The sequence below is a fragment of the Ralstonia sp. AU12-08 genome (genome assembly GCF_000442475.1).
Lineage (GTDB): Bacteria > Pseudomonadota > Gammaproteobacteria > Burkholderiales > Burkholderiaceae > Ralstonia > Ralstonia insidiosa.
On record NZ_ASZV01000046.1, the window covers coordinates 190,132 to 216,698 of the forward strand.

Annotated in this window: 25 protein-coding genes and 1 tRNA gene; 17 read left to right on the forward strand and 9 right to left on the reverse strand. The window is 62.0% G+C overall.

Features of this window, described 5'->3' with window-relative positions; translation table 11 throughout:
* Window positions 1-57 precede the first annotated feature (57 nt).
* Window positions 58-426: an ArsR/SmtB family transcription factor gene (locus tag C404_RS51195; protein ID WP_031329876.1), complete on the forward strand. Its 369-nt coding sequence runs from the start codon at window positions 58-60 to the stop codon at window positions 424-426.
* A 35-nt stretch (window positions 427-461) separates the two neighbouring features.
* Here the strand turns inward: C404_RS51195 and C404_RS51200 are convergent, their stop codons facing one another.
* Window positions 462-1,109 (reverse strand): TetR/AcrR family transcriptional regulator, encoded by a 648-nt coding sequence (locus tag C404_RS51200; RefSeq protein ID WP_021196594.1) that lies wholly within the window; start codon window positions 1,107-1,109, stop codon window positions 462-464.
* Window positions 1,110-1,227: 118 nt separating this feature from the next.
* On the opposite strand from C404_RS51200, the gene C404_RS51205 reads away from it, so the two are divergent.
* The 4 genes from C404_RS51205 (at window position 1,228) to C404_RS51220 (ending at window position 5,625) form a co-directional block, all read left to right on the forward strand.
* Complete coding sequence (locus C404_RS51205) at window positions 1,228-2,778, forward strand: flavin-containing monooxygenase (protein WP_021196595.1); 1,551 nt, start codon at window positions 1,228-1,230, stop codon at window positions 2,776-2,778.
* Window positions 2,779-2,795: 17 nt separating this feature from the next.
* Entirely contained in the window at window positions 2,796-3,770 is a 975-nt protein-coding gene (locus C404_RS51210; RefSeq protein ID WP_021196596.1) for an alpha/beta fold hydrolase, read from the forward strand.
* Window positions 3,771-4,016: 246 nt separating this feature from the next.
* Window positions 4,017-4,937 carry a PilZ domain-containing protein gene (locus C404_RS51215; RefSeq protein WP_021196597.1) on the forward strand — a complete coding sequence of 307 codons (921 nt, stop codon included), beginning with the start codon at window positions 4,017-4,019 and terminating at the stop codon, window positions 4,935-4,937.
* Window positions 4,938-5,244: 307 nt separating this feature from the next.
* Entirely contained in the window at window positions 5,245-5,625 is a 381-nt protein-coding gene (locus C404_RS51220) for a c-type cytochrome (protein ID WP_021196598.1), read from the forward strand.
* A 243-nt stretch (window positions 5,626-5,868) separates the two neighbouring features.
* On the opposite strand, the gene C404_RS51225 is transcribed toward C404_RS51220, so the two are convergent.
* The 5 genes from C404_RS51225 to C404_RS51245 all read right to left on the reverse strand — a co-directional run bounded on the left by C404_RS51225 (window position 5,869) and on the right by C404_RS51245 (window position 10,471).
* Window positions 5,869-5,945, reverse strand: a tRNA-Met gene (locus C404_RS51225).
* Between the two features lie 61 nt (window positions 5,946-6,006).
* On the reverse strand, window positions 6,007-7,710 hold the full coding sequence (locus C404_RS51230) for an MFS transporter (RefSeq protein ID WP_021196599.1): 1,704 nt from the start codon (window positions 7,708-7,710) through the stop codon (window positions 6,007-6,009).
* A 199-nt stretch (window positions 7,711-7,909) separates the two neighbouring features.
* On the reverse strand, window positions 7,910-8,215 hold the full coding sequence (locus C404_RS51235; protein ID WP_021196600.1) for a DUF4212 domain-containing protein: 306 nt from the start codon (window positions 8,213-8,215) through the stop codon (window positions 7,910-7,912).
* Window positions 8,212-9,771, reverse strand: a complete 1,560-nt coding sequence (locus tag C404_RS51240) for a sensor histidine kinase (RefSeq protein WP_021196601.1) — start codon at window positions 9,769-9,771, stop codon at window positions 8,212-8,214. Before C404_RS51240 ends, C404_RS51235 begins: the two co-directional genes overlap by 4 nt.
* Window positions 9,764-10,471, reverse strand: a complete 708-nt coding sequence (locus C404_RS51245; protein WP_021196602.1) for a response regulator — start codon at window positions 10,469-10,471, stop codon at window positions 9,764-9,766. The genes C404_RS51240 and C404_RS51245 overlap by 8 nt, the downstream gene beginning before the upstream one ends.
* 281 nt (window positions 10,472-10,752) lie before the next feature.
* Between C404_RS51245 and recA the strand changes: the two genes are divergently transcribed.
* From recA to C404_RS51300, 11 genes are all read left to right on the forward strand, one after another.
* Window positions 10,753-11,814: a recombinase RecA gene (recA, locus tag C404_RS51250; protein ID WP_021196603.1), complete on the forward strand. Its 1,062-nt coding sequence runs from the start codon at window positions 10,753-10,755 to the stop codon at window positions 11,812-11,814.
* A gap of 96 nt (window positions 11,815-11,910) precedes the next feature.
* The gene (gene recX / locus C404_RS51255; protein WP_021196604.1) at window positions 11,911-12,390 is read left to right on the forward strand and encodes a recombination regulator RecX; all 480 of its coding nucleotides are present in this window, start codon (window positions 11,911-11,913) and stop codon (window positions 12,388-12,390) included.
* Between the two features lie 288 nt (window positions 12,391-12,678).
* Window positions 12,679-13,305 (forward strand): DUF2889 domain-containing protein, encoded by a 627-nt coding sequence (locus C404_RS51260; RefSeq protein ID WP_031329879.1) that lies wholly within the window; start codon window positions 12,679-12,681, stop codon window positions 13,303-13,305.
* 78 nt (window positions 13,306-13,383) lie between these two features.
* The gene (sucC, locus tag C404_RS51265) at window positions 13,384-14,550 is read left to right on the forward strand and encodes an ADP-forming succinate--CoA ligase subunit beta (RefSeq protein WP_021196606.1); all 1,167 of its coding nucleotides are present in this window, start codon (window positions 13,384-13,386) and stop codon (window positions 14,548-14,550) included.
* An 85-nt stretch (window positions 14,551-14,635) separates the two neighbouring features.
* Window positions 14,636-15,517: a succinate--CoA ligase subunit alpha gene (sucD, locus tag C404_RS51270; RefSeq protein ID WP_021196607.1), complete on the forward strand. Its 882-nt coding sequence runs from the start codon at window positions 14,636-14,638 to the stop codon at window positions 15,515-15,517.
* Window positions 15,518-15,688: 171 nt separating this feature from the next.
* Window positions 15,689-16,387: a TerC family protein gene (locus tag C404_RS51275; protein ID WP_021196608.1), complete on the forward strand. Its 699-nt coding sequence runs from the start codon at window positions 15,689-15,691 to the stop codon at window positions 16,385-16,387.
* A 184-nt stretch (window positions 16,388-16,571) separates the two neighbouring features.
* Window positions 16,572-17,084 carry a pilin gene (locus tag C404_RS51280; protein WP_021196609.1) on the forward strand — a complete coding sequence of 171 codons (513 nt, stop codon included), beginning with the start codon at window positions 16,572-16,574 and terminating at the stop codon, window positions 17,082-17,084.
* Window positions 17,085-17,425: 341 nt separating this feature from the next.
* The gene (locus tag C404_RS51285; RefSeq protein WP_021196610.1) at window positions 17,426-17,962 is read left to right on the forward strand and encodes a pilin; all 537 of its coding nucleotides are present in this window, start codon (window positions 17,426-17,428) and stop codon (window positions 17,960-17,962) included.
* Between the two features lie 196 nt (window positions 17,963-18,158).
* Window positions 18,159-19,931, forward strand: a complete 1,773-nt coding sequence (locus C404_RS51290) for a PglL family O-oligosaccharyltransferase (RefSeq protein WP_031329881.1) — start codon at window positions 18,159-18,161, stop codon at window positions 19,929-19,931.
* Between the two features lie 140 nt (window positions 19,932-20,071).
* Complete coding sequence (locus C404_RS51295) at window positions 20,072-21,841, forward strand: PglL family O-oligosaccharyltransferase (RefSeq protein ID WP_037012350.1); 1,770 nt, start codon at window positions 20,072-20,074, stop codon at window positions 21,839-21,841.
* Between the two features lie 170 nt (window positions 21,842-22,011).
* Entirely contained in the window at window positions 22,012-22,527 is a 516-nt protein-coding gene (locus tag C404_RS51300) for a pilin (RefSeq protein ID WP_021196613.1), read from the forward strand.
* 58 nt (window positions 22,528-22,585) lie between these two features.
* Here the strand turns inward: C404_RS51300 and moaC are convergent, their stop codons facing one another.
* The gene (gene moaC / locus C404_RS51305; protein WP_031329883.1) at window positions 22,586-23,062 is read right to left on the reverse strand and encodes a cyclic pyranopterin monophosphate synthase MoaC; all 477 of its coding nucleotides are present in this window, start codon (window positions 23,060-23,062) and stop codon (window positions 22,586-22,588) included.
* A 104-nt stretch (window positions 23,063-23,166) separates the two neighbouring features.
* Here moaC and C404_RS51310 point away from each other — a divergent pair, with 104 nt between their 5' ends.
* Window positions 23,167-24,864 carry a beta-barrel assembly-enhancing protease gene (locus tag C404_RS51310; RefSeq protein WP_021196615.1) on the forward strand — a complete coding sequence of 566 codons (1,698 nt, stop codon included), beginning with the start codon at window positions 23,167-23,169 and terminating at the stop codon, window positions 24,862-24,864.
* Window positions 24,865-24,890: 26 nt separating this feature from the next.
* Here C404_RS51310 and C404_RS51315 read toward each other — a convergent pair whose 3' ends face one another.
* Window positions 24,891-25,472 carry a DUF2946 family protein gene (locus tag C404_RS51315; protein ID WP_021196616.1) on the reverse strand — a complete coding sequence of 194 codons (582 nt, stop codon included), beginning with the start codon at window positions 25,470-25,472 and terminating at the stop codon, window positions 24,891-24,893.
* Window positions 25,465-26,562, reverse strand: coding sequence for a YheT family hydrolase (locus C404_RS51320; protein ID WP_021196617.1), 1,098 nt, complete (start codon window positions 26,560-26,562; stop codon window positions 25,465-25,467). The genes C404_RS51315 and C404_RS51320 overlap by 8 nt, the downstream gene beginning before the upstream one ends.
* Window positions 26,563-26,567: the final 5 nt, after the last annotated feature.

Sequence of the window (26,567 nt, forward strand, 5' to 3'; positions counted from 1 at the left end):
TTTTCTCGAACTATATATTAGTTCGATAAAACTCGTACAAGTGATACAGTGACACGGATGAAACGTACCTCTTTGCCCAAGGCAACCGCTGAGTCGGCTGACCTTCCCGAGCCGCTGCCGGAACCGGCCGTGGCGGATTTGCAGTTGGACGCCATCTTTGGCGCGCTGGCAGACCCATTGCGCCTGACCATCGTGCGCAAGCTGATGTTGGAATCCGAGGCGTACGACCACCCGTGCGGCTGGTTCGGCTTCGATCGGCCGAAGTCGTCGCTGACCCACCATTTCAAGGCGCTGCGGGAAGCCGGCGTGCTGCGCCAGCGGCAATACGGGCTGGAGCGACGCAGCCGCGTGCGTACCGAGGATCTTGACGCGAGGTTTCCCGGCCTGCTGCAACTGGTGCTTGCGTGGGAGCCGTCCGACGCATAGGTGGACGGCTGCGGTGGGTGCTTGGGGCGGGGCCGCTAGCGTGCCGTCATGGCCTGCAACGTGCCGAGCAGTACCTGCCGGCAGTTGCGCACCATCTTCTCTTCCGGGTCCCGATACCCGGTCAGCAGCCAGGCCGCGCCCACATTGGTCATGGCGCCCACGAGCGCCAGGCCGAGGATGCGGTGATCGGCGCGCAGGTCGGCATCGTCGGCGCCGGGCGGCTGCGCATTCGCCATGATCTGTTTGCCGAACTCCAGCAGGTTGCGCTGGTAGGTCGCGTCCGTTTCCGGGCTCACGCCCATCACTTCCAGCAGCAGCACGCGCGCTGCACACGGGTCACGCAAGAAGGTGAAGAACGCGTGCAGGCCGGCGTCGACGCGCGCTTCCAGCGTGCCGTCCACGGCGGCTGTGGCTTGTGACACCTGCGCGCGCAGGTCTTCGGCATGTTGCTGGTAGGTCGCCCGCAGCAGCGCTTCGGTGCTGTCGAACGCCGCGTAGAAGTAGCGATCGTTCAGCTTGGCCTCCTGGCAGATCGCCCGCACCGTTGCTTTGCGGAAGCCCACCGTGCCGAAGACGCACGTACCGGCGCGGATCAGCGCTTCGCGGCGCTCTGCTGCGCGTGCTTCTGGCGCCACTCCGCCGTACGGGCGGCCCTTCTTGACCGTTTCAAATGTTTTCTCCATTTCGCTATTTGACGTCAGGACGCGTCAAAATTAAAGTGGTGACAACGTACACCAAATTTAAGGCGGGTTTGCCAAGCCCGTCGCGAAGCCGCCGGACAACCAAGAACAAGGAGGGCACATGGAGACGACGATCGAAAGGGCAGCCGCCGCGCAACCGCCCCGCAGCCGGGCGGCAGGATCGGATACGGAGTTCGATGTGCTGATCGTCGGTGCCGGCCTGTCTGGCGTGGGCGCGGCTTACCACCTGCGCGAGCGTTGTCCGTCGGCCCGGTTCGCCATCCTGGAGGGCCGCGCGACGATGGGCGGCACGTGGGATCTGTTCCGCTACCCCGGCATCCGCTCCGACTCCGACATGTTCACGCTTGGCTACAGCTTCCGCCCGTGGCATAGCGACAAGGCCATCTCCGACGGCCAGACCATCCTCGATTACATCCAGGACACGGCGCGCGTGTTCGGTATCGACAAGACGATCCGGTACCAGCACAAGGTCACGGGTGCCAGTTGGGATTCGGCCGCTGCGCATTGGACGGTGCGCGTGCAACGCACCAACGGCGATCGGCAGGAAGAGCTGCACTACACATGCAAGTTCCTCTACATGTGCAGCGGCTACTACGACTACGAAGAGGGCCACGCACCCGCTTGGGCGCAGATGGAGCAGTTCCAGGGGCGCATCGTCCATCCGCAGCATTGGCCGGAAGACCTGGACTACGCCGGCAAGCGCGTGGTGGTGATCGGCAGCGGCGCAACCGCGGTCACGCTGGTGCCGGCAATGGCCGAGACCGCGCAGCACGTGACCATGTTGCAACGCTCGCCCACGTACATCGTGTCGCGCCCGGAGCAGGACGCCGTGGCCAACACGTTGCGCCGCTGGTTGCCGGCGGGGCTTGCGCACCGGCTCGTGCGTACCAAGAACGTGCTGCTGACGATGTACTTTTACGGCCTTGCGCGCCGCAAACCCAAGGCGGTCAAGGACTTCATCATCCGTATGGCTGGCAAGCAGATCGGGCCAGATTTCGATGTGCACCGGCACCTCACGCCGCGCTACAACCCGTGGGACCAGCGCCTGTGCCTGGTGCCCGATGGCGATCTGTTCAAGACGATCCGCTCGGGCCGTGCCTCCATCGCCACCGACGAGATCGAACATTTCACGCCGACCGGCCTGCAGCTCAAGGGTGGTGAGCATCTTGACGCCGACGTGGTTGTCACCGCCACCGGGCTCAAGCTCAAGGTGCTGGGCGGCGCGGCCGTGACTGTCGACGGGCGCCCTGTCGACCTGTCGCAGACGGTGTCGTACAAGGGCATGATGTACAGCGGCATTCCGAACCTTGCGTCGTCGTTCGGCTATACGAATGCCTCGTGGACGCTCAAGGCCGAACTGATTGCGCAGTACGTGTGCCGGCTGCTCAACCATATGCAGGCCAACGGCTACGATGTCTGCGTGCCCCGGCTCGACGATGAGGCGATGAGCCGCGAACCCGCTGTCGACCTGACGTCGGGCTACATCCAGCGTGCGGCGGGCATCCTGCCCAAGCAGGGCACCAAGCAGCCGTGGAAGTCGTATCAGAACTACGCACGCGACCTGATGATGCTCAAGTTCGGGGCGCTTGCCGATCATGCGATGCAGTTCGAGCGCCGCGGCCAGCCGGTCAGCGCCCAGCAAACCGCCTAAACCACTCCGGGGGCACTGTGACCAGCACCATCCTGACTGTCGTCGCCATCCTGATTGCGGTGATCGCCGTACTGGTGGCGTTCACGTTCTTGACCGCGCGCCGCGTGACCAAGGGGTTTCCGCCGGAAGGCAAGTTCATCGATGTCGATGGCGACCGCGTGCACTACGTCGATCAGGGCAGCGGCCCAGCCATCGTGTTCGTGCACGGCCTGTGTGGCAACCTGCGCAACTTCGCCTATCTCGAACTGGAACGGCTGACGCAATCGCATCGCGTGATCTTGATCGACCGGCCGGGGTCGGGGCGCTCATTGCGTGGTGACGCGTCTCCAGCCAACGTCTATGCGCAGGCGCGCACGATCGCGCGGTGCATTGAAAAGCTCGGGCTCGACAAGCCTGTGCTGGTGGGGCATTCGCTGGGTGGCGCGATTGCGCTGGCGGTCGGGCTCAACCACCCGCAAGTCATTCGCCGGCTTGCCTTGATTGCACCGCTCACGCATGCGGAGAGCACGCCGCCGGGCGCGTTCAACGGCCTGGTGCTGCCGTCACCGCTGGTGCGCCGGCTGGTGTCATGGACGCTGGCGATTCCCGTGTCGATCATCAATTCGCGCAAGGCAGTCGAGGCCGTGTTTGCCCCCGAATCCATGCCGCAGAATTTCCCGTTCAAGGGCGGTGGCCTGCTGGGGCTGCGTCCGCACGTGTTCTATGCGGCGTCGTCCGATCTGGTGTCGGCGCCGCAGGATCTGCCGGACATGGAGCGTCGCTATGCGTCGATGACGGTGCCAGTGGATGTGCTGTACGGCAAGGGAGATCGCATCCTCCACTACAAACGCCAGGGCGAAGCACTCAAGCAGAAGCTTGACCGTGTGAACCTGCGTATCGTGGCCGGCGGCCACATGCTGCCCGTCACGCAACCTGCGTTGACGACGGATTGGGTGCTGGGGGTTGCGGCATCTGCATTGGCGCCCGCGCAAGCCACCGCGCTGGCGGGGTAGACGCGCAGTCGACACGGCAAAAGCCCCCTCTGATGCGGGGCTTAGTTGTTTTTGTCGCCACCACGATGGGTGCAGCAAGCTTCACTCGTCAAAGTTCGGCCCGGATGTGCCGTTAAACACGGGAGCCCGCCCATTCCATGCGGCCTGTGGTCGCGTCCCCTGCGCGAGGGGTATCGCACCCGGACGATGCGCGCGGCACACTCCTCGCGGCCACGCAGCTGCGCGCAACCCTCGCCAAGAACCACCATGCTCATCAAGCTCGCTTCCGGCGATCTCCGGCTTGAAAGGCCCATCGACTTCGCCATCTACAACGCCGACGGCACCCTGCTTCTCCAGAAGGGGCAGGTGGTCACGTCCGAGATTCTGCTGCAGCGGCTGTATCGCCTCGGCTATCGGCGCAACACGACACATGCGGGAAGGTTTGGGCTGAAGCCTGAACATGCGTCGGCCGCCGAGAAGCGTGTGTCAGCGGCAGAAGGTGCGGAGGATGCCGAAGCGGCCGCATCAGGCAATCATGTCGACCCGCCACTCGGCAAGTCTTCCACGCTACCGAACCTGACGCAAAAGGTGGAGTTCTTCCACCTGACAACAGACGATGGCAACGACGCGCCGCCGCCCGTGGAATTGGTGGGCGTGATCCCCGGGCAGGCGCTGATCGTGCAATGCGTGGCCGAAGACGGCGCACCGACACTGAAGGCGGGCGTGACTTATCAAGCCAGGCTTTTTACCGGATCACGGCTGTTCAAGTTTTTGACGGATTTGCTGCCGGAAGCGGCAGGTCCGTTGGGTTGCTACTTCCTGCGCTATCCAGAGGCCGTTGCGCAGGCGCTTGTGCGCAGGCAGCAGCGCGTGACCACCACGTTCTCGGGCGAGTTGTCTTCGGGCGAGTATCAGCGTGCCGCTGTTGACGTGGTGGTCGAGAACGTCAGCACCATGGGCGCAGGCGTGTCGGCCAAGGAGGATTTCCTGATCGTGGGTCGCACCGCGCGGCTCAGGGTCGATCTGGCCATCGAGCACCGTGTGCGGCCCATCACCGTATTCGTCGAAGTGCGCAACCGCCGGCAGGACGGCGAGCGCTTCGTCTACGGTCTGGAGTTCTCTCGGATGCCCGAAGAAACGCGGCGCGATATCAAAGACTTCGTGCTGGAGAGCCTGGCGCTGCAGTAAGGCGTGCCGCGCTGGTGCGCAGACAAACAAAAGGCCGCTATTACGCAAGGAATAGCGGCCTTTTTTTGCATCCAGCGGCGAATCGGGGGGCGTTTCCTAATTTGACAAAACCCCGATCTTTCATCAACAATTCGGTCCGAAAAATGTCGGTCGATTGATAAAAAAGAGGCGAGAATAGCGTCTCGTATTCGCCCTAAACTGGCGGTCCACCTGCAAAAGCTTGAGCTTGAGGATGATGGGACTGCTGCAGTCGTTCTCATAACACGAAGCGCTGATCTGAACGGATCCCATTGGAAAGACGGAACGTATGAAAGCCAAGGAAAGTTTCATCACCGCATTGTTGCTGCTACTTCTAGCACCATCGATGTCCTTTGCGGATGCTATCAATGGGGAGCGAATCTTCTTGAAGCGATGCGCGATGTGCCACGGAGTCGATATCAAAGGCACAGGACCTCTGGCCAATAAAAGCGTCCCTCCCACGCCGGATCTCACAACGCGTGCGTTCAAGAAGCGCTTAACCGATTATCCGGGTGTCATTGTGTCGTCCGTCATACTCCGGCCAAACGGGGATCTAATTCCGAAGACATTGCGAGAGAATGGCGTCAAGCTGGCTCCATTCACGTGGACGGTTAAAGATTTTCGTGATCTGAATGAGTATATGACGGGTGTCATTTCAAAAACGAATTGACCGCATCGCAGGGCTTCTTTTCGAGATCATCCAAAAATTTTCCGGGCAGAAGTCAGCGTCAAAAAAAGCACCTCAAGGGGTGCTTTTTTTATGCCATCAAATGGATGCGAATGATGCGCAAGTCGTACGCGCCGCGGCGTGACTTGTACAGCCGGCAACTTGCGCGTGGGGATGCCCAACCAAGTGATCTGCCGGACGAGAAAAAGGCTCTGCAACCTGTTGATTGCAGAGCCTTCTTGAAGATGGTGGCGAATCAGGGACTCGAACCCCGGACCTGCGGATTATGATTCCGTCGCTCTAACCGACTGAGCTAATTCGCCGAAGAAACGAGATTCTACAGCCTTCAGCGAATCTGTCAAGCCCCTTGATTCGTCATGTTGCTCAGTCGTTCTTGTAGATGTCCACGTCCTTGGTTTCCCGTACGAACAGCACGCCGATCACGAAGGTGATGGCCGCGATCCAGATCGGGTACCACAGGCCGTGGTAGATATTGCCGTTCTGCGCCACCAGGGCGAACGAGATGGTCGGCAGCAGCCCCCCGAACCAGCCGTTACCGATGTGATACGGCAACGACATCGACGAGTAGCGGATGCGTGTGGGGAACATTTCCACCAGCATCGCCGCGATCGGGCCGTAGACCATGGTCACGTAGATCACCAGGATCACCAGGATCACCAGCACCATGACCGTGTTCATCTGCGCCGGATCGGCCTTGGTCGGGTAGTTGGCGGCTTTGAGCGACTCGCTCACCTGCTTCTTGAAGTCGGCGATCTTCGCTTTGCTCTCGGCGTCGAAGCTCTGGCCGTCTGCTGTGCGGCTGGCGTTGAGCGAGGCGATCTGCTTGCCTGCGATCGTGACCGAGGCGACGGTGCCGGCGGGGCCTTCCACTGTTTCGTAGCTGGCCGACGATTGCGCCAGCGTGCGCTTGGCGATGTCGCACGACGAGCGGAAATCCACCTCGCGGGCGATCGGGCTGCCCTGGAACGAGCACTCCTTCGGGTCGACCGTGATGGTGATCTGCGCGGTCTGCTGGGCACGCTCCAGCGCCGGGTTGGCGTAGTGCGTGAGCGCCTTGAACAGCGGGAAGTAGGTCAGCACCGCCAGCAGGCAGCCGGCCATGATGATCTTCTTGCGACCGATGCGGTCCGACAGCGAGCCGAAGAACACGAAGAACGGCGTGCCGATGGCCAGCGCCACGGCAATCAGCACGTTGGCCGTGAACGCGTCCACCTTCAGCACCTGCGTGAGGAAGAACAGCGCGTAGAACTGGCCCGTGTACCACACGACAGCCTGGCCGGCGGTCAGGCCGATCAGCGCCAGGATCACGATCTTCAGGTTGCGCCATTGGCCGAAGGCTTCCGTCAGCGGGGCCTTGGAGGTCTTGCCCTCAGCCTTCATCTTCTGGAACGCCGGCGATTCGCTCATCGACAGGCGGATGTACACCGACGTTGCCAGCAGCAGGATCGACACCAGGAACGGGATACGCCAGCCCCAATCGTCGAACGACTTGCCGGTCAGCTCGCGCACCACCAGGATGACGACCAGCGACAGGAACAGGCCCAGTGTCGCCGTGGTCTGGATCCACGACGTGTAGGCACCGCGGCGGCCGTGCGGCGCGTGCTCGGCCACATACGTGGCGGCACCACCGTACTCACCGCCCAGCGCCAGGCCCTGCAGCATGCGCAGCGCGATCAGGATGATCGGCGCGGCCACACCAATCGTGCCGTAAGAAGGCAGCAAGCCGACGATGAACGTCGACGTGCCCATGATCACGATGGTGACCAAGAACGTGTACTTGCGGCCGATCATGTCGCCCAGGCGGCCGAACACCAGCGCGCCGAACGGGCGCACCAGGAAGCCGGCGGCAAAGGCCAGCAGTGCAAAGATGAAACCCGCCGTTGGATCGAGGCCCGAGAAGAACTGCTTGGCGATGATCGCCGCCAGCGAGCCGTAGAGATAGAAGTCGTACCACTCGAACACCGTCCCGAGCGACGAGGCGAAGATGACCTTCTTCTCCTCCTTCGTCATGGGCGCAGGCTGGACACGCCCGGCGGGCGCGTTCGGTGCACTTTGCACGGTTGCCATGTTGTCTCCTGTTTTCGTAGGTCGTCCCGCTGGGCATGGACACGACAACGCAAAGCATTCGCCCGCGGAATTGTGAACGATTGTGGAAAGCGAAACTTACTGCGTTCTGACACGAACACCCTGTCAACAGGGCAATTTCGTCGGGGTATACACGAGGATGTGCGCGTTGCGTTGCAGCGCAATTCGCTGCTTCAGCGCATCAAATGGAGGGCGGGGGAGTGGGTTCAGTGGCTTCGTGCTGCGATGCCTCGTCATCCTGCGATGCAGCATCCGCAGCGCGGTTGGTGCGCCATGCATACAGCACGGTGATCAGCACGTAGACGATGGGTGCGCCCTGGCCCGCCACCCAGTAAGCGAACGGCCAACCGAAGACGCGCATCGACAGATCGCGCGCGAAGAACGCCACCACATAGGTGACGACAAACCACACCCCCAACAGCGCGGCGATCCAGCGCATGTTGGCGACCCAGCGTCGGCGTGCGGGTGTTCCGGGCGTGATGCTCATGTGGTGGTGTCCCCATCGGGTGCGCTGCGATGCAGCGTGATGCGAAAGCGCGCGCCCGCCAGGCGTGGCGATGCCTGGTAGACGTTGTCGAGCACCTCGATGTCACCGCCGTGCTGCTGCACGATCTCACGCACGATGGCCAGGCCCAGCCCGCTGCCCTCGGCCTGCGTGCCGAGAATGCGATAGAAGCGCTGCATCACGCGTTCACGTTCCGCCACGGGGATGCCGGGGCCGGTGTCGTCAACGTCAATGAAGACGAATGGCTCGAACGGTGCCGTGGTCACGCGCACCGTGACATGGCCGCCGTCAGGCGTGTAGCGGATGGCGTTGTCGAGCAGGTTGTTGAGCATCTCGGCCAGCATCGTCGCGTTGCCGGACGTCATGACCGGCGGCCCGGGCTCTTCGAAGCCGAGGTCGATCTGCTTGGCCCATGCCTTCTGCAGCCAGTCGGCCACCACCTGCCGCGACAGCGCACAGATGTCGAGCGGCACCAGCCCATCGGTCGCGCCCATGTTCTCCATGCGCGCCAGCGAGAGCAGTTGCTTGACGAGGTGCGCCGTGCGGTCCGAGCTGTCGGCGATGTGGGCGAGCGTGCGGCGCAACTCGTCGGGCGACTGCTCGCGCTGGGCCAACTCGGCTTGCATGCGCAGGCCGGCCAGCGGCGTTTTCATCTGATGCGCGGCATCGGCTATGAAGCGTTTCTGCGTCTGCACGGATTGCTCCAGCCGCCCAAGCAGGTCATTGAACGATGCCACCAGCGGTGTCAGCTCTTGAGGTGCGGCGCCTTCGTCAATGGGGCTGGTATCGCCCGGGTTGCGCGCGCGAATGCGCTCCTGAATCGCATTGAGCGGCGCCAGCCCGCGCGTGAGCCCGAACCACACCAGGATGACCGCCAGCGGCAGGATCACGAACTGCGGCAGGATCACGCCCTTGATGATTTCGTTGGCCAATTGCGCACGCTTGTCGAGCGTTTCCGCCACTTGCACCAGCGCGGGTTTGCCGCCAGTCATGCCGGGGCGCTGCACAAATGTATACGCCACGCGAATTTCTGCGCCGTGGATATGGTCGTCGCGCAATTGCACGAGGCTGCCGGCATTGGCGTCTTCTTCGGGCGGCAGCGGCAGGTCGCGATCGCCCGAGACGAACTCGCCGCTCTCGCCCAGCACCTGGTAGTAGATGTTGTCGGTCTCATCCGCGCGCAGGATCTCACGCGCGGAGATCGGCAATTGCAGCGTCACGCGCCCATTCACTTCGCGCAGTTGCTGGCTGAGCACGATGGCACTCGATTCCAGCGCGCGGTCGTACGGCGCATTCGCAATCGACTTGGCCACGAGGTACGTCACCGCAATGCTCATTGGCCAGAGCAGCAGCAGCGGCGCGAGCATCCAGTCGAGAATCTCGCCAAACAGCGATCGGGCGACGGGCCCGGTGGCGTCGTCTTCGAGATGGGGGAGGGTATCGGCGAGGTCGCGGTCGTCAGCCTGGGGGGCAACGCCGGGGCGCGGTGCGCGCGGTATCCGGTGGCGACGCCACGGCCAAGCCAGCCGATCAGCCATGGGCGGTGGCTGAGGTGGCGGGGGCGGCAGCGCGCTCCAGGCAATAGCCCAACCCGCGCACGGTGGCAATGCGGATGCCCTCCACCTCGATCTTCTTGCGCAGGCGGTGGACGTACACCTCGATGGCGTTGTTGCTGACCTCCTCGCCCCAGCCGCACAGGTGGTCGACCAGTTGCTCCTTCGACACCAGCCGGCCCACGCGCGCCAGCAGGATTTCCAGCAGCCCGATCTCACGCGCCGACAGGTCGATCATCTGGTCATGGATATAGGCAATACGGCCGACCTGATCGAACGCCAGTGGGCCATGCCGGACAAGCGTGGCGCCGCCGCCCGTGCCGCGCCGGACCAGCGCACGCACGCGTGCCTCCAGTTCAGACAGGGCGAAGGGCTTGGCCATGTAGTCGTCGGCGCCCAGATCCAGGCCCTTGACGCGGTCTTCCACGCTATCTGCGGCGGTCAGGATCAGCACCGGCAGCATGGCCCCGCGCGAGCGCAGGCGTCTGAGCACCTCCAGCCCTGACAGGCGCGGCAGCCCCACGTCGAGGATCAGGAGGTCATAGGTCTGGGCCGTTTGCGTGGCAAGCGCCGCATCAGCGGCGGCCCCGTCTTCGGCCCGGTCGACGGCATAGCCGGCCTGGCGCAGCGAACGGGTCAAACCGTCGGCCAGGGTGGCGTCGTCTTCGGCTATCAGGATGCGCATGCGTGTCTCCCCGCGATGCTGAGCAGGGTGTCTGGCCTGCCCATCCCGCCCGCTACATTATTTTCACGCGTGTTGTTGCGCAATCGCTGCGCTGGAGGCTTGTCAAAACCACTGGTTTTTTATACAGTACTCCGAACTCGCGGTGCTGTAGTCTTGGCGGCGCTAAAGTATCAAGATTGGTTCCAGCGTCAGGCCGTGCAGCGGATCTGCTGTTGCGAACAAACGCAGGAATCATCGGCCCTTGCGGCCCATTTATACACCAAATCGCACGAAGGACGACCATGGAAGACGGCAAGAAGGCAGCCACGATGAGCGCAGAAAAGCAGAAGGCGCTGGCTGCCGCGCTCGCGCAGATCGAAAAGCAGTTCGGCAAGGGCTCCATCATGAAGATGGGCGATGCCGAGGTGGAGCCGGTCCAGGTCGTGTCCACGGGCTCGCTGGGGCTGGACGTGGCACTGGGCGTTGGTGGCCTGCCGCGCGGCCGCGTGATTGAAATCTACGGTCCGGAATCGTCGGGCAAGACCACACTGACGCTGCAGGTGGTTGCCGAAATGCAGAAGCTGGGCGGCACCTGCGCGTTCATTGACGCAGAACATGCACTGGACGTCACTTACGCTGACAAGATTGGCGTGAGCGTGCCGGACCTGCTGATCTCCCAGCCCGACACCGGTGAACAGGCCCTGGAAATTGCCGACGCGCTGGTGCGCTCGGGTTCGGTCGACCTGATCGTCATCGACTCGGTGGCCGCGCTGGTGCCGAAGGCGGAAATCGAAGGCGAAATGGGCGACGCGCTGCCCGGCCTGCAAGCCCGCCTGATGAGCCAAGCACTGCGCAAGCTGACCGGCACCATCAAGAAGACCAACTGTATGGTCATCTTCATCAACCAGATCCGGATGAAGATTGGTGTGATGTTCGGCTCGCCGGAAACCACCACGGGCGGGAATGCGCTGAAGTTCTACGCCTCCGTGCGTCTGGACATCCGCCGCATCGGCTCGATCAAGAAGGGCGATGACGTGGTCGGCAACGAAACCAAGGTCAAGGTCGTCAAGAACAAGGTGGCGCCGCCGTTCCGCGAAGCCATTTTCGACATCCTCTACGGCCAGGGCGTGTCGCGCGAGGGTGAAATCATCGATCTGGGCGTGGAAGCCAAGATCGTCGAGAAGTCCGGCGCCTGGTACAGCTACGGCGGCGAGCGCATCGGCCAGGGCCGTGACAACTGCCGCGAGTACCTGCGCGAGAACCCCGACCTGGCCCGTGACATCGAGAACAAGGTTCGCGAAGCACTGGGCGTGACGCCAATGAGTGCTGTCGTGGCGGCCGCAGTCGAGGTCGAGGAAGAGTAATTGGGTTGGCCGCCGGCGCAGATCGGCGGCTCTATCGAGCTTCATACGCCTGCCGTTCCCCAACGGTGGGCGTTTTTCTTTGGGGTGTGAAGCCACATGCCGTTGCCGCGTCAACCGCTGTCACTCAAGGCCCGCGCGCTGGGCTATCTGTCCCGGCGGGAGCACAGTCGTACCGAACTGCGCCGCAAGCTGGCACCGCATGCGGAATCTGCGGAGGAAGTGGATGCGCTGCTGGACTGGCTGGAAGGCGAGAGCTGGCTGTCCAATGCACGCTTCGCTGAAAGCGTGGTGCACCGCCGGGCGAGCCGCTACGGTACCGCCCGGCTGATGCAGGAACTGAAAACCCACCAGCTCGGCGAAGAAACGCTGGGCGAGGTGAAGGCCCAACTGCAGAGTACCGAGGTGGCGCGGGCCAAGGCACTCTGGGATAAGCGCTTCGGCCGCCCACCGGCTGATCTGGCCGAGCGTGCCAAGCAGGTGCGCTTCATGATGGCGCGCGGGTTCTCCCGCTCGGTTGTGTCGCGCATCATCGCTGGTGCGGATGAATTGCTGGATGACAGTGACGAATCCCTCTGAACGTCGGCGATTTCACAACAATCTCCGCAGACAATCCGTTTGCGTGCAAGTGCGGCGGGTTGCACCTTATCTGGTCGTTGCAACCCATCCAGCACCGCATTGCAGCATACGACGCAGTACAGTCGTAACGACGTGTTAAAATCCGAGTCTTTGATACCGTCCTCTACTTCGGTTGCAGGACGGGTTGTGTTCGTGTGTGGCGGCTGATGCGCTGCTGCATACGTCCCGTAGGCGATGCGCGAGATCCGCGTGCGCCGCCTCCATCGGTCCTATCGGTCTGTCTGGTCCATGCCTCTGTCTGCTCCCGTCCCGCGCGTCATGCGCCACCGCCGTGCCATCACGGTGGAGGCCTATTTGCGGGAAGACGGCCTGTGGGACATCGAAGCGCGCCTGACCGACACCAAGCCCCGCGATATCCCGCTGGCCAGCGGCGGCGTCCGTCCCGAAGGCCAGCCGCTGCACGACCTGTGGCTGCGCGTGACCATCGACACCCGCATGAACGTCGTCGACGCCGAAGCGTGCTCCGACTGGGTGCCGTATCCCACACATTGCGACACCATCGGCCCGGCCTACCGCAAGCTCATCGGCCTGAACCTGATGAAGGGTTTTCGAAAGGCCTCGCGTGAGAGACTTGGTGGCGTGGCGGGCTGTACGCACCTGACAGAGCTGTGCGGCGTGCTGCCGACTGCCGCCATCCAGGCGTTTGCGGGCGATGTCTTTCCGGTGCGCGACAACTCCAACGACCTCCGACCGATCGAGCCCGGCGAAAAGCCGCCTTACCAACTCCACGGCTGCCATGCCCTGCACTTCGAGGGCGAGGTGGTCCGCAAGCATTATCCGCGCTGGTATGCCTACCAGCCCGAGACCAAGATCCAACCGCCACGCACCGAGCTGTCGCCAGAGCCCTCGTCCTGAAGGGCGCCGCGCTGCTCGCGCGCTTTTTTCGATCCTTAACATTCATCACACTCACTCTGCCTAGCAAAGGAAACACGCATGAATATCCATGAGTACCAAGGCAAGGAAATCCTGCGCAAATACAATGTGCCGGTTCCGCGCGGCATTCCGGCCTTCTCGGTCGAAGAAGCCATCAAGGCTGCTGAAACCCTGGGCGGCCCGGTGTGGGTCGTGAAGGCACAGATTCATGCGGGCGGCCGTGGTAAGGGCGGCGGCGTGAAGGTTGCCAAGAGCATCGACCAGGTCAAGGAATACGCCAGCAGCATTCTGGGTATGACCCTGGTGACGCACCAGACCGGTCCGGAAGGCAAGCTGGTCAAGCGCCTGCTGATCGAAGAAGGCGCGGACATCAAGAAGGAACTGTACGTGTCGCTGGTGGTGGACCGTGTGTCGCAGAAGGTCGCGCTGATGGCCTCGAGCGAAGGCGGCATGGACATCGAAGAAGTCGCTGAATCGCACCCGGAAAAGATCCACACGTTGATCATCGAACCGTCGACCGGCCTGACCGATGCTGACGCTGACGACATCGCCCGCAAGATCGGCGTGCCGGACGCTTCGATCGCGCAAGCCCGCCAAGCCCTGCAAGGCCTGTACAAGGCATTCTGGGAAACCGACGCTTCGCAAGCTGAAATCAACCCGCTGATCCTGACCGGCGACGGCAAGGTCATCGCGTTGGACGCCAAGTTCAACTTCGACTCGAACGCGCTGTTCCGTCACCCGGAAATCGTCGCTTACCGCGATCTGGATGAAGAAGATCCGGCCGAAATCGAAGCCTCCAAGTTCGACCTGGCCTACATCTCGCTGGACGGCAACATCGGCTGCCTGGTGAACGGTGCCGGTCTGGCCATGGCCACGATGGACACCATCAAGCTGTTCGGCGGCGAGCCGGCCAACTTCCTCGACGTGGGCGGCGGTGCCACCACCGAGAAGGTGACCGAAGCCTTCAAGCTGATGCTGAAGAACCCGGACGTGAAGGCCATCCTGGTCAACATCTTCGGCGGCATCATGCGTTGCGACGTGATCGCCGAAGGCGTGATCGCTGCGGCCAAGGCTGTGTCGCTGTCGGTGCCGCTGGTTGTGCGCATGAAGGGCACGAACGAAGATCTCGGCAAGAAGATGCTGGCCGACTCGGGTCTGCCCATCATCGCCGCAGACACGATGGCAGAGGCCGCCGAGAAGGTCGTGGCCGCAGCCGCCGGCAAGTAAGCCGCCCGCTGACCCAACCATACGCGAACGCGAGCAGCGCCCGTTGAACATGACGGCGCGGCTCGCTGCATAAAAGGATTACAGCATGTCGATTCTGATCAACAAAGACACCAAGGTCATCACCCAGGGGATCACCGGTAAGACCGGCCAGTTCCACACCCGCGGCTGCCGCGACTACGCCAACGGCAAGGCCGCCTTCGTGGCCGGCGTGAACCCGAAGAAGGCCGGCGAAGACTTCGAAGGCATTCCCATCTACGCAACCGTCAAGGACGCCAAGGCACAGACCGGCGCCACCGTGTCGGTGATCTACGTGCCGCCCGCAGGCGCTGCTGATGCGATCTGGGAAGCCGTTGAGGCCGAACTGGATCTGGTGGTTTGCATCACCGAAGGCATCCCCGTGCGCGACATGATGATGGTCAAGGACAAGATGCGTAAGGCCGGCAGCAAGACGCTGCTGCTGGGCCCGAACTGCCCGGGCCTGATCACGCCGGACGAAATCAAGATCGGCATCATGCCGGGTCACATCCACCGCAAGGGCCGCATCGGCGTGGTCTCGCGCTCGGGCACGCTGACGTACGAAGCCGTGGGCCAGCTGACCGCGCTGGGCCTGGGCCAATCGTCGGCAGTCGGTATCGGCGGCGACCCGATCAACGGCCTGAAGCACATCGACGTCATGAAGATGTTCAACGACGATCCGGAAACGGACGCCGTGGTCATGATCGGTGAGATCGGCGGTCCGGACGAAGCCAACGCGGCTTACTGGATCAAGGACAACATGAAGAAGCCGGTGGTGGGCTTCATCGCTGGCGTGACCGCGCCTCCGGGCAAGCGCATGGGCCACGCCGGCGCGCTGATCTCGGGCGGTGCCGACACTGCGCAAGCCAAGCTCGACATCATGGAAGAGTGCGGCATCAAGACCACCAAGAACCCGTCGGAAATGGCACGTCTGCTGAAGGCGATGCTGTAATCGGCAAGGGTTGAGGTTGTGCGAAGACGGGAGGCCTAGCCTCCCGTTTTTGTTTGTGCGCGACGGTTTGCGAGCAATGCAGCATGCGCACCGTGCACGACCTGTGTATAAGCAAAGGCATGGTGTCTTGCCTGCTATCCCCATCCAACAAGAACATCTTCGGGAACATTCATGGTGCTTACCTCCAGCGCATTCTGGTTCGCGCTTGGTTCCATCATCCTGACCAATATCGTGCTGTCGGGTGACAACGCGGTCGTTATCGCCCTGGCGGCGCGCAATCTGCCGCAGCGGCAGCAGAAGCAGGCGATCTTCTGGGGCAGCGCCGGCGCCATCGCGCTGCGTATCGTGCTGACGATCCTGGCCGTCAAGCTGCTGGCGTTGCCGTATTTGAAGACGATCGGTGCTGTGCTGCTGGTCTATATCGGCATCAAGCTGCTGGCCGAAGCCGATGAAGACAACGCGCATGGCCGCAAACAGCGTGATGGTTTGTGGCCTGCCGTCCAGACCATCCTGATCGCTGATCTGGTGATGTCACTCGATAACGTGGTCGCCGTGGCCGCGGCCGCAGAAAAGGGGCCGCCGGGGACCGCCTTCCTGCTGCTCGTGCTCGGCCTCGGGCTGTCGATTCCATTCATCATCTTTGGCAGCACGCTGCTGGTGGGGGTGATGGCGCGGTTTCCGATCATCGTCACGCTGGGCGCCGCGTTGCTTGGCTACTTGGCCGGCGACATGCTCGTCAGCGATCCGGTGGATGCGGCTTGGTTTGCGCATTCGGTGCCCTATGCGGACATCGTGTTCGGTTGTGCGGGCGCGCTGCTCGTGGTGGCCGTGGGCTGGTGGCTCAGCCGCCGGACGCTGCGGCAGGCCTAATCCGAACGATTCCCCTCGAAAGTAGGTGGTGACGCGATCTGTCTGAAAATCTGTCAAGAACGGTCAGATTCGCGGCTGAATTCCAGCCAAAGTGCGCCAGTTTCCGCCTATTAACACAGTGTGTGCCTTGGCATAGTCCCTGCACTGTGGCCTCCCACAACAAAATGCCTTTTGGGGAGAGGTCATGGGCTTCAGGCACAGCAGGGGAACACGGCGCCGAGCGCGCGGCTTTACGCTGATCGAACTGATGATCGTGGTGGCGATCGTTGGGATCTTGGCGGCGATTGCGCTGCCGGCGTACAACAACTACCTGGTCAAATCGAAGCTGACCGAAGCGACGACGACGCTGGATGCTGCGCGGGTTGCGGTCAACGAAGCGTATTCGTCTGGCAACGGAATCTTCCCGAGTTCAAGTTCGCCGCCCATCATTACTCAGGCTGTGCCAGGCAACGCTCAATATGTCACTGGCATCAAATACAACAACCCAGGAACGGCTTCCAGCGTTGGCGTTGTGGTGACGCTTGGCAAGACAGGTAACCCCCAGATCGATGGCCACTATTTGGGAATGTTCGGTGCTGGCCAGACAGATGGGACGGTGGTGTGGACTTGCGGTACCGCGAAAACGGCGAATGACTACGCTTCGGGGGCTGCGGTGCAATCCATGTATCCGTATTTGCCGGCGACCTGCCAGAACTGAGATACCAACAAGCAAGGTTGGCACGGGTTCACAGGTGTGTTTGAGCGGGCAGCGAGGTCACTCGTTGCCCGCTTCGTTTTTGGGTCAGGGGGATCTGACACTAGTCTTTTTGCCGGAAATCTTGGACCGTTCACGGGCTTAACAAACCAACGCCATAATTGTGGATCAAAGGCCACAAAACTAACGACTTCTGTCACGTGGTGTCAAGAATTGTCATTGGCGATTGCCTGTGGTTGTCCACTCTGAACGGGTTTTGCGGGTTGGGGTGCGATTTTGGGGCTGGCACGGTCCCTGCTATATAGAACGCGCAACATCTTCAACCACACATTCCGGGGGAATTTATGAAGTCGATGCGTCGTATCAACAAGCGTGTTCAAAAGGGTTTCACGCTGATCGAACTGATGATCGTGGTCGCGATCGTCGGTATCCTGGCTGCCATCGCGCTGCCGGCCTACAACAACTACATGATCAAGTCGAAGCTGGTGGAAGCCACGACGGACTTGGATGCAGCAAAGTCGGCCGTTGCTGAGGCCTATGCCGCCAACAACAGCACATTCCCGACCAGCACGAATAGCCCGGTTAACGGCTCGAACACAGCCAGCGCGCCGTTTGCGAATTCGAAGTACGTGAAGCGTATGGACTACGTTAACACCGCCGGCGTTGTCAACGTGACTACTACGTTGACCGGCACGGGTAACGCGACTGTCGACAACTCGATTATTGGTTTGATTGGTACGGGTGGCGCTGACGGCACTGTGAGCTGGCAGTGTGCCACGCTGGCGGCAGCAGGCTCTGGCGTTCCTTCCGCTACTGCGGTTGCGTCGGGACAAAAGGTTACGGCCCTGTATCCGTACCTGCCGGCAGCCTGCCAGTTCTAAGACCTGCTCAGGCTCAGTATCCAAAGGGCGCCTTCGGGCGCCCTTTGGCTTTATGGGCGAAGTCCTTAAGAGGAACCTGCTTCACGCACCAGAAAAAGCGGGTGGCTTGTATGCAGCATTCGCAGGCTAAACTCGCGACTTCTTTTGCGTCGTCGCCCGTTCTTCCATTCTCATCGCAGTCTCGCCATTTCGTCAGATGCTTCGATCTCGTGTTCTGTTGATTCCACTTTGGCTGGCGCTTGCTGCGAGCGCGTCGCTCCCGTTCTTGACGGCGCTGCATACTTATCCGATTGCATCGTTCTATGATGAATTTGCAACTGGTGTTTGCTGGGCCGCTTTCGCAGTTGCGGTACTTGCACTGACGTGGAGCAATCGGACGGGGTTGCCCGGGATTGCATTGGCACCGCTTGCCCTGATCATCGTGCTGTTTGTGCAGTTGCGGGCTGCGCCGCCGCTGAATTCTTTCCTATCGCTGGTGGCCGTAATTTTTCTGCTGGCAGCAGCAGCGGTCTGTGGATTGGGTGCACGTTGCCGGAACTTGCCAGGTGTGCTGGAGGCGCTCGCTATCGGCCTGATCCTAGGCGGGCTGTTGACGGTGGCGATCGAATTGTTGCAGGCGTTTCGCGTTGAAGGACTGCCGCAGATGATCTTCTCGACGGCAGACCCCACGGCAACCGATCGGCGCATGTGGGGCAATCTGAATCAGCCGAACCATGTGGCCTCGTATCTCGCATTTGGGGTAGCGGCCTGTGCATTCCTTGCGCATCGGTGGAGGCGTGCGCGGATTCCTCTGGCGGTGATTACGTTGCTCCTTCTGGTCGGCATCTCGCTGACGTTCTCCCGGATGACGTGGGTTCACCTCGCGGTGGTGGGCGGGCTGACCGGGCTTGCCTGGACGGTTGAGCAGCACGGCCGCCAACGCTGGGCACGAGCAGCGATGCCAGTGGTGGCATTGCTGGTGGCTTACCAACTCAGCAACTGGTTGGTGGCCTACGCCAATATCCGTTGGCATTTGGACTTGCCGACATCGCTTGGTGAGCGGATGCAAGAAGGGGTCGGCTCGCGTGCCATTATTTGGACGCACGCTTGGCACATGTTTCTCGCGCACCCATGGTTCGGTGGCGGTTGGGGTGACTACGCCTGGAACCAGTACCTGCAGACGGACGAACTCGGTCGTGCTGCGTTGGCGGTGAATGCGCACAACATTGTGCTGGACCAATTGGCCAAGGTTGGCTTGCTTGGCCTGTTGGCCATCGCGTTGCCCTTCCTGGGCTTCGCGTGGAGCCTGCGCAAACGTCGCATCACGCCCGATCTGGCATTTCTGCTCGCCGTCATCCTCGTGATGGGGGGGCACTCCATGCTCGAGTTCCCCCTGCACTACCTGTACTTTCTGTTGCCGCTCGCATTTGCGCTGGGTTATGCCGATGAACGGATTTTGCCCAAACCATCCAGTGGCATGACATGGGCGTCAACCGCGGTGATCACCGTAGGGGCGATTGCATTGATGCCGCGTCTTTGGGCGGACTACAGTGCAGTGGAGCGCCTCTATTACGCCCCCGAGGGGTTGCAGAAGGAATGGGCCCGGTATCAGAAGCATGGGCCGAATTTACTGAAGCCGTACGAGCAACTCGCGGTCGCAGTCAACATGAAAGTTGTGCCGGAGGCGGCGGCTTCATTGTTGGAGCTGGAATTTCAGGCGGCACAACTCTATCCCGGTGGGCCCACCGTCCAGCGCTTTGCACTTGCGCTTGCGTACCTAGGCAAGACCGACAAAGCTGTGCTTCAGATGCGACGCCTGTTCGACGAATACTGGATTCAACCCGACTACGCGCCTCAAATCTGGATGGTCAAAGAACACTGCGACCGGAAGGTCGATGCCCTCGGCACTTTCTGCGCCCGCCTGAGATCCGAAAAGCTTCTTGTAGAAGGCGCAGCAGCGGAGCCAAAACCAGCATCAGCCTCTCAATGAGGGAAGGCGCTTCGCAGCGCCCCAGCAAATATCGATGCGCCGTGACGCCAGGGAAATTTCCGTAAGCTAAACTCGCGCACGCGTTGCAAGAGCGCCTTAGGGCGCTCTTGTCGTTGAATGGTCTCTTCCGCTCCCCGTCGATGTCTCGTTCTCCTGTTCTAACGTTGTCGATCTGGCTGGCGATTGCCGCGTGCTGGTCCGTTCCGTTCCTGATCGCGCCGCACACCTACCCCATCCCCACGTTCTACAGCGAATTTGCCGCAGCGATCTGCTGGACTGCGCTGACGATCGCTGTGGTTAGTCTAGGATGGGGCGGTAGAGTCGGCTTGCCGGCGATTGCTTTGGCGCCTCTGGCCCTGATTGCCGTGCTGATCCTGCAGTTGTTGGTGGCACCGCCGATCAATACGTTCTTCTCGTTTGCGGCGGTGGCCTTCCTGTTGGCCGCGGTTGCTTCCACATGGCTGGGGGCGCGTTGCCGCGACATGCCCGGGATGCTGGAAGCGTTGGCGGTAGGCGTGATCGTGGGGGGCGTGCTGACAGTCTCGGTGGAGCTGCTGCACCTGTTTCGGGTGCCGGGGCTCCCCAGCGAGTTCTTTTCGATCACGCCGGCCGGGACTGCTCGCCGGATGTGGGGCAACCTGAACCAGCCGAACCACGTCGCCTCGTACCTGGCGTTCGGGCTTGCGGCTTGCCTATTTCTTGCGCAGAGGTTTCGGCGTTGGCGCATTGTTCTGGCCGTGATTGCACTGAGTTTCTTGCTGGGTATGGCGCTGACCATTTCCCGGGTTACGTGGCTGCATGTGATCGTGGTCGGCGTGCTGGCGGGGCCGGCATGGTCGACTCGAGTGCGCGGCGCCGCTAGGTGGCTGGCTGCCGCTGCGCCGGCGCTGCTGCTGGTTGCTGCATACCAGGTTTGCAACTGGATCGTTTCGTATGCCAACGTGCTTTGGCATCTCGATCTGCCCGGCTCGCTCGGACAGCGCATGCAGGAAGGTGCCGGTGAGCGCGTGCTGCTTTGGCGGCATGCCTGGCACATCTTCCTTGCGCATCCTTGGCTAGGTGGTGGCTGGGGCGATTACGCCTGGAACCAGTACGTGCAGACTGATCTGCTTGGCAACGTCGAGATGTCGTTGAATGCGCACAACATTGTGCTGGACCTGTTGGCCAAGGTTGGCCTGCTTGGCTTGCTTGCCGTGGCGCTGCCGTCCCTCGGTTTCGTATGGCGTCTGCGAAAGCGGCCAATGACGCCTGCTTGGTCATTTCTGCTCTCCATCATCCTGGTACTGGGCGCGCACTCGATGCTTGAGTATCCGCTGCATTACCTGTTCTTCCTGCTGCCTCTGGCATTCGCGCTGGGCTACTTGGATATGCGCACGCTGCGTTTTCCTACCGGCCGCATGGCTTGGGCGTCTGTGGGCGTTGTGTCGCTATGCGCGGTCGTGCTGTTGGTGCGGCTCTGGGGGAACTACGTGTCGGCGGAACGCCTTCAATACGGTTTCACGAGCCAGCCAAGGCAGCCGGCTGGGTATCACGAACACGGCCCGACTTTGCTGTTGCCGTATGAGAGCTTGGCAAAGGCAAGCCAATGGAAGGTCGGCCCTGAGACGGCTGAATCGCTCATGCCGCTGGAACGCCGGGCCGTGCAGTTCTATCCCGGTCCCAACACCGTGCAGCGATACGCGTTGGCGCTTGCCTATTTGGGGAAGACGGAGGAAGCCGTCGTTCAAGTCCGCCGGTTGCACAGTCAATATTGGACCGACTACGCCAACCAATCCTGGTTGGTCGCGCAAGCGTGCGGACAGGATCACGAAGAGATGTTGAAGACGTTCTGCGCGCGCCTCAGGTCGGAGAAATTGCTGTTGACAATAGATAGATCATCCGACGGAGATTCATTGACTGCATCGCAATAATCGAAAGCGCCCAATTGGGCGCTTTCTTATTGATGATTCGATTCTTATCCAGAATATAAAAAAGAGTTGCGATTCTGCTTGAGTTAATCGCGTTCGCTTAGTCTTCTCCATCTCAAAGGCCAACTAGGCTTGGCGATTGAGTGTCCGAAGCAGTGATAAAGGAGAAATTAATGAATCTGAGACGTTATTCCAAAAAACAAAACCAGACCGGTTTCACCCTGATTGAGCTCATGATCGTCGTTGCCATCATCGGCATTCTGGCGGCAATCGCAATCCCGGCATATCAGGATCATGTGGCGCGGTCACGTGTGACCGAGGGTTTGGCGCTTGCAGCCCATGCCAAGACGATTGTGGCGGAGAATGCCATCGCCGGCGCCGATTCGCTTAAGCTGGGATATAGCACAAACACCGCAACCCGTAACGTCTTGGCGGACGGCATCAAGATCAACGAAAACAATGGCGAAATTACCATTGCGTACGCAGGCAATGTCGCGAAAGAGGGAGCAAATGTTCTTGTGCTGAAACCTTCCGCAAATGGAGTCGAACTCAAGGCGAAGGAGCGGCCAGAGGGCCCCATTCGTTGGGATTGCTACGCTGCGGGCGCTACTGCTCGCGATAAAATTCCCGCGCCGCCGAACGATGTCGCAACACTTTCGGTTGATATTGCCCCAAGCGAGTGTCGCTAAATCGGCGAAAAGCATGAATGCGCGAAGGCGCTTCAATTTTGGTGGCGAAGGTATCGTGCTACTTCGCCACCCAATCCCCAGACTTCCCCCCGTGCTTCTCCACCAACCGCACATCCCCAATCACCATCCCCCGATCCACGGCCTTGCACATGTCGTAGATCGTCAGCAGCCCCACCTGCACGGCGGTTAGCGCTTCCATCTCCACGCCAGTCTGCCCACGCGTCTCCGCGCGGACGGTGCAACGGACAGTGTGAGCCGCTTCATCCAGATCAAACTCAACCGCCACCTTGGTCAACGCCAACGGATGACACAGCGGAATCAGGTCAGACGTCCGTTTCGACCCCTGAATCGCCGCAATACGCGCGATCCCCAGCACATCGCCTTTCTTGGCCGTGCCATCGCGTACGAGTGAAAACGTTTCAGGCAGCATGCGGATCGTGCCGGTGGCCACGGCCACGCGGTGCGTGATGGCCTTGTCGCCGACGTCAACCATATGGGCTTGTCCGGCGGAATCGAAGTGGGTGAGTTGCGACATAAGTAACCGCAGGATTGCGGGGCAGAAGACGAAGCGTTTTATGATAGCAAGCGCCCGGCGGTTCCCGATGCCGCCGGGCTGATCCTGCACACTGCGCTTTCCGTATGACGCATTTCCTCTCCCGGCCGCGTGCACGCAAGCTGACGGCTGTTGTGTTGTTGTCGACGTGGCTGGGGCCATTGCCGCTGCCTGTGCTGGCGCAGGCTTCTGCCCCTGCGGCTTCGGCCAATCTGGGGCTCGGTTCCGCTGCCCAGGCAGACCAGGTGCAGAGCAACCTGAACCGCAGCGTGCAGATCGGCCGCCAGTCGCCGTATCTACAAAAAGACCCGACCGTCATTGATGCGCCAACGTACGAGTTGCCCGACATGGGCGATCCGTCCACGGCGGCGCTGTCGCCGGACATGGAGCGCCGGTTGGGCGACCGTGTGATGCGGGAGATCCGCCGTGATCCGGATTACGTGTCCGATCCGCTGCTTGGCGATTACCTGAACACCATCGGCTTCAAGCTGATTGAGGCGGCGCGCCGGCAGCACGTGGCGGGCAGCACGTCGTCGTCGAGCTTCGAGCTGTTTGCGGTGCGCGATCCGGCCATCAACGCGTTTGCGCTGCCGGGTGGCTATATCGGCGTGAACACCGGCACGTTGGTGGCAACCGAGAGCGAGTCGGAGCTGGCTTCCGTGCTCGGCCACGAAATCGGCCACGTGCTGCAGCGGCATATCGCGCGCGGCATCGACAAGTCGGGCGAGTCGATGTGGATTGCGCTGGCGTCGCTTCTGCTGGCGGGTCTGGCGGCCACCAAGAGTGGCGATGCTGCGCAGGCGCTGGCCATCGGCGGGCAGGCGGCAGCGGTGTCGAACCAGCTTTCGTTCTCGCGCAGTGCCGAGCGTGAGGCGGATCGTGTCGGCTTTACGCTGCTCACCGGCGCCGGTTATGACCCGGAGGGCATGCCGGACTTCTTTCGCCGCATGCAGCGGGTCACCAACATTGCGGATACCGGTGTGGTTCCCGGTTATGCACGCACGCACCCGCTGACTGGGGAGCGTATCGCCGACATGGCCGATCGCGCGCGCGGCCTGCCGCATCCGCGTCAACCGCGCCGGCCGGAGTTCGGCTTTGCCAAGGCGCGTGCGCGTGTGCTGCAGGAAACGTCGACCAGCTCCTACATCGATGTGCGCAATGCCATGCAGTCGCAGTTGTCTTCGGCACCGGATGCACCGGTCGAGAAGCGTGCGGCGCTGTGGTACGGCATTGCGGTGGCCAACCAGATGGCGGGCCGGCTGGACGAGGCCGAGCAGGCGCTGCTGGAAGCGCGGCGCCTGTACGGCAACATCCCCGGCATCACGTCAGGCAGCGTTGATCTGGACGTGACGGCCATCGAGTTGGCGCGTGCCCGCAACCGCATGCCAGAGGCGCTGGCCTTGGCGCGCGCTGCGCTTGTCGCATATCCGCTATCGCGCGCAGTTGGCCAGACCTATGCGCAGACGCTGCTGGCAGCCGGCCGGATCGATGACGCCATTCCGTATCTGAAGGACAAGACCCGCGAAGACACCGCGCAATCGATCTGGTGGGACATGCTCGCGCGTGCCTATGCCGATAAGGGGAAGCGCCTGGAGCAGCACCGCGCGCTGGCTGAGAAGTATGCGCGCGATGGTGCGTGGGGCTCAGCGGTCGAGCAACTCAAGCTGGCCCGTGAAGCGGGCGATGCGGATTTCTACACGCTGTCCGAAGTCGATGCGCGATTGCATCAGATGGAGCGGCAGTACAAGGAAGAGAAGGCCGAGGATAAGGCGCTACCGAAGTAGCAGGGTGGCGCAGACGCCCGTCTCTGCTACGCAGCCGGATGCGGCACGAATCCGTAGCGCCGAGCGACTTCTGCGCGATGAATCGGCTCGATATCGAAGGTGCGATCGCCGATGGTGAGCGTGCCGAGTGCGGCGCCGCATGCGTCTCCGTGCCATTGCGCGAGCGACGAGAGCGGCTCCAGGTCGTGATCGTGTAGCACGGCGATGGTGTCTTCTGCATCCCATCCCGCTACACGTCCAGACAGCAGCACGTTGCCTTGTTCATCGGCAAAACAGCCGGTGGGTGTGAAGGCCGCGCCCGTTGTGGTGGTGAAGGCGGGTGCAACGTCATTGGGTATCAGTCGCACAACCCACGGCGTGTAGTCCAACGCCACAAACACGCGCTGTGGCCCGTTCTGAAAGAACCACCGCCCCGCATCATCGTGCGCGTAGTTGCGGACGATGAAGTCGACCAGAGATGGATGGCGGATCGGATCGCCTGACAGCTTGTTGGCCTGCGCAAACTCGTTGCGCATGCGCCATTGGCCCCGACGGTCCAGCGCCAGCCAGCCGAAGCAGTTCGGCACGTTCGGCCATTTGGCCATCGCCTGGCGGACGATGTCATCCATGGGAATCTGCGTCTCCGGTCTGCACCGGGCGACCGAGTACGTCATCAAAGAAACGCAGCACGCGTGCGGGCATCCAGTCGATGCGGCCGGTCATATGGCGCAAGCCGCTGTCGTGGCGCAGCAGGAAGCCGACGTGGCCGCCATGTTGCGGCTGGTCCAGTACGACGTCCGGTGAGACGTCGGCGGGGCCGGGCAGGTGCTGACCGGGCAGGAACGGATCGTTGCGCGCGTTGAGCACCAGCGCCGGCACACGCACGTCGCGCAGGATCGGCTTGGACGACGCACGCGTCCAGTAGTCCAGCACGTCGCGATAGCCGTGCAGCGGCGCAGTGACGAGGTTGTCGAATTCGCTCAGATTGCGCGAGGCCAGCATGGCAGCCCGGTCGTACAGGCCGGGGTGCTGGTCGAGCTTCGCACTGGCTTTTTCCTTGAGCGTGCGCAGGAACATGCGCGTGTACACCATGTTGAAGCCGCGCGACAGCGCCGCGCCACCAGCCCGCATGTCGAGCGGCGCAGAGACCGTTGCCGCAGCGCTCAGGTGCCGTGCGCCGGTACCGTGCTCACCCAGATAGCGCAGCAGCGCATTGCCGCCCAGCGAGATGCCCACGGCCAGCAACTTGCGGCCCTGGGGCTGGCAGACTGTCCGGTAGAGCCGCTCAAGAATCCATGCGATTTCAGCACCGTCGCCGCAGTGGTACATGCGCGGCGCACGGTTCATCTCGCCCGAGCAGCCACGGAAGTGCGGGATCACGCCAGGCCAGCGGCGCGCGCGCAGCGCATCCATGAGCAGGCTCGCGTAGTGGCTGCGCGAATCACCCTCCAGGCCGTGGAACATGACGACAAGCGGCGCGTGGGCATCGGCGTCATGTGTGGTCCAGTCGAGATCGATGAAGTCCTGGTCGGGCGTGTCCCAGCGCTCGCGGCGGTACGTGATGCGCGGAAAGCGCCAGAGGCGCGCCGGCACAATCGTCTGCGCATTGCCGCCGATCAGCCACCACGGCGAGCGGAACGCGTGCGGCTCGAACGGCCCCGCCAGCATGGCGCCGAGGTTCAGTTCAACGGGGGCAGCTTGGCGGAGCGGGCGATTCATCGTGA

Excerpts from the sequence above, each read along its gene's own strand:
- C404_RS51195 (WP_031329876.1), top strand. The coding sequence starts at position 58 with ATGAAACGTACCTCTTTGCCCAAGGCAACCGCTGAGTCGGCTGACCTT.
- C404_RS51200 (WP_021196594.1), bottom strand. The coding sequence starts at position 1,109 with ATGGAGAAAACATTTGAAACGGTCAAGAAGGGCCGCCCGTACGGCGGA.
- C404_RS51205 (WP_021196595.1), top strand. The coding sequence starts at position 1,228 with ATGGAGACGACGATCGAAAGGGCAGCCGCCGCGCAACCGCCCCGCAGC.
- C404_RS51215 (WP_021196597.1), top strand. The coding sequence starts at position 4,017 with ATGCTCATCAAGCTCGCTTCCGGCGATCTCCGGCTTGAAAGGCCCATC.
- C404_RS51220 (WP_021196598.1), top strand. The coding sequence starts at position 5,245 with ATGAAAGCCAAGGAAAGTTTCATCACCGCATTGTTGCTGCTACTTCTA.
- C404_RS51230 (WP_021196599.1), bottom strand. The coding sequence starts at position 7,710 with ATGGCAACCGTGCAAAGTGCACCGAACGCGCCCGCCGGGCGTGTCCAG.
- C404_RS51235 (WP_021196600.1), bottom strand. The coding sequence starts at position 8,215 with ATGAGCATCACGCCCGGAACACCCGCACGCCGACGCTGGGTCGCCAAC.
- C404_RS51240 (WP_021196601.1), bottom strand. The coding sequence starts at position 9,771 with ATGGCTGATCGGCTGGCTTGGCCGTGGCGTCGCCACCGGATACCGCGC.
- C404_RS51245 (WP_021196602.1), bottom strand. The coding sequence starts at position 10,471 with ATGCGCATCCTGATAGCCGAAGACGACGCCACCCTGGCCGACGGTTTG.
- recA (WP_021196603.1), top strand. The coding sequence starts at position 10,753 with ATGGAAGACGGCAAGAAGGCAGCCACGATGAGCGCAGAAAAGCAGAAG.
- recX (WP_021196604.1), top strand. The coding sequence starts at position 11,911 with ATGCCGTTGCCGCGTCAACCGCTGTCACTCAAGGCCCGCGCGCTGGGC.
- C404_RS51260 (WP_031329879.1), top strand. The coding sequence starts at position 12,679 with ATGCCTCTGTCTGCTCCCGTCCCGCGCGTCATGCGCCACCGCCGTGCC.
- sucC (WP_021196606.1), top strand. The coding sequence starts at position 13,384 with ATGAATATCCATGAGTACCAAGGCAAGGAAATCCTGCGCAAATACAAT.
- sucD (WP_021196607.1), top strand. The coding sequence starts at position 14,636 with ATGTCGATTCTGATCAACAAAGACACCAAGGTCATCACCCAGGGGATC.
- C404_RS51275 (WP_021196608.1), top strand. The coding sequence starts at position 15,689 with ATGGTGCTTACCTCCAGCGCATTCTGGTTCGCGCTTGGTTCCATCATC.
- C404_RS51280 (WP_021196609.1), top strand. The coding sequence starts at position 16,572 with ATGGGCTTCAGGCACAGCAGGGGAACACGGCGCCGAGCGCGCGGCTTT.
- C404_RS51285 (WP_021196610.1), top strand. The coding sequence starts at position 17,426 with ATGAAGTCGATGCGTCGTATCAACAAGCGTGTTCAAAAGGGTTTCACG.
- C404_RS51290 (WP_031329881.1), top strand. The coding sequence starts at position 18,159 with ATGCTTCGATCTCGTGTTCTGTTGATTCCACTTTGGCTGGCGCTTGCT.
- C404_RS51295 (WP_037012350.1), top strand. The coding sequence starts at position 20,072 with ATGTCTCGTTCTCCTGTTCTAACGTTGTCGATCTGGCTGGCGATTGCC.
- C404_RS51300 (WP_021196613.1), top strand. The coding sequence starts at position 22,012 with ATGAATCTGAGACGTTATTCCAAAAAACAAAACCAGACCGGTTTCACC.
- moaC (WP_031329883.1), bottom strand. The coding sequence starts at position 23,062 with ATGTCGCAACTCACCCACTTCGATTCCGCCGGACAAGCCCATATGGTT.
- C404_RS51310 (WP_021196615.1), top strand. The coding sequence starts at position 23,167 with ATGACGCATTTCCTCTCCCGGCCGCGTGCACGCAAGCTGACGGCTGTT.
- C404_RS51315 (WP_021196616.1), bottom strand. The coding sequence starts at position 25,472 with ATGGATGACATCGTCCGCCAGGCGATGGCCAAATGGCCGAACGTGCCG.
- C404_RS51320 (WP_021196617.1), bottom strand. The coding sequence starts at position 26,562 with ATGAATCGCCCGCTCCGCCAAGCTGCCCCCGTTGAACTGAACCTCGGC.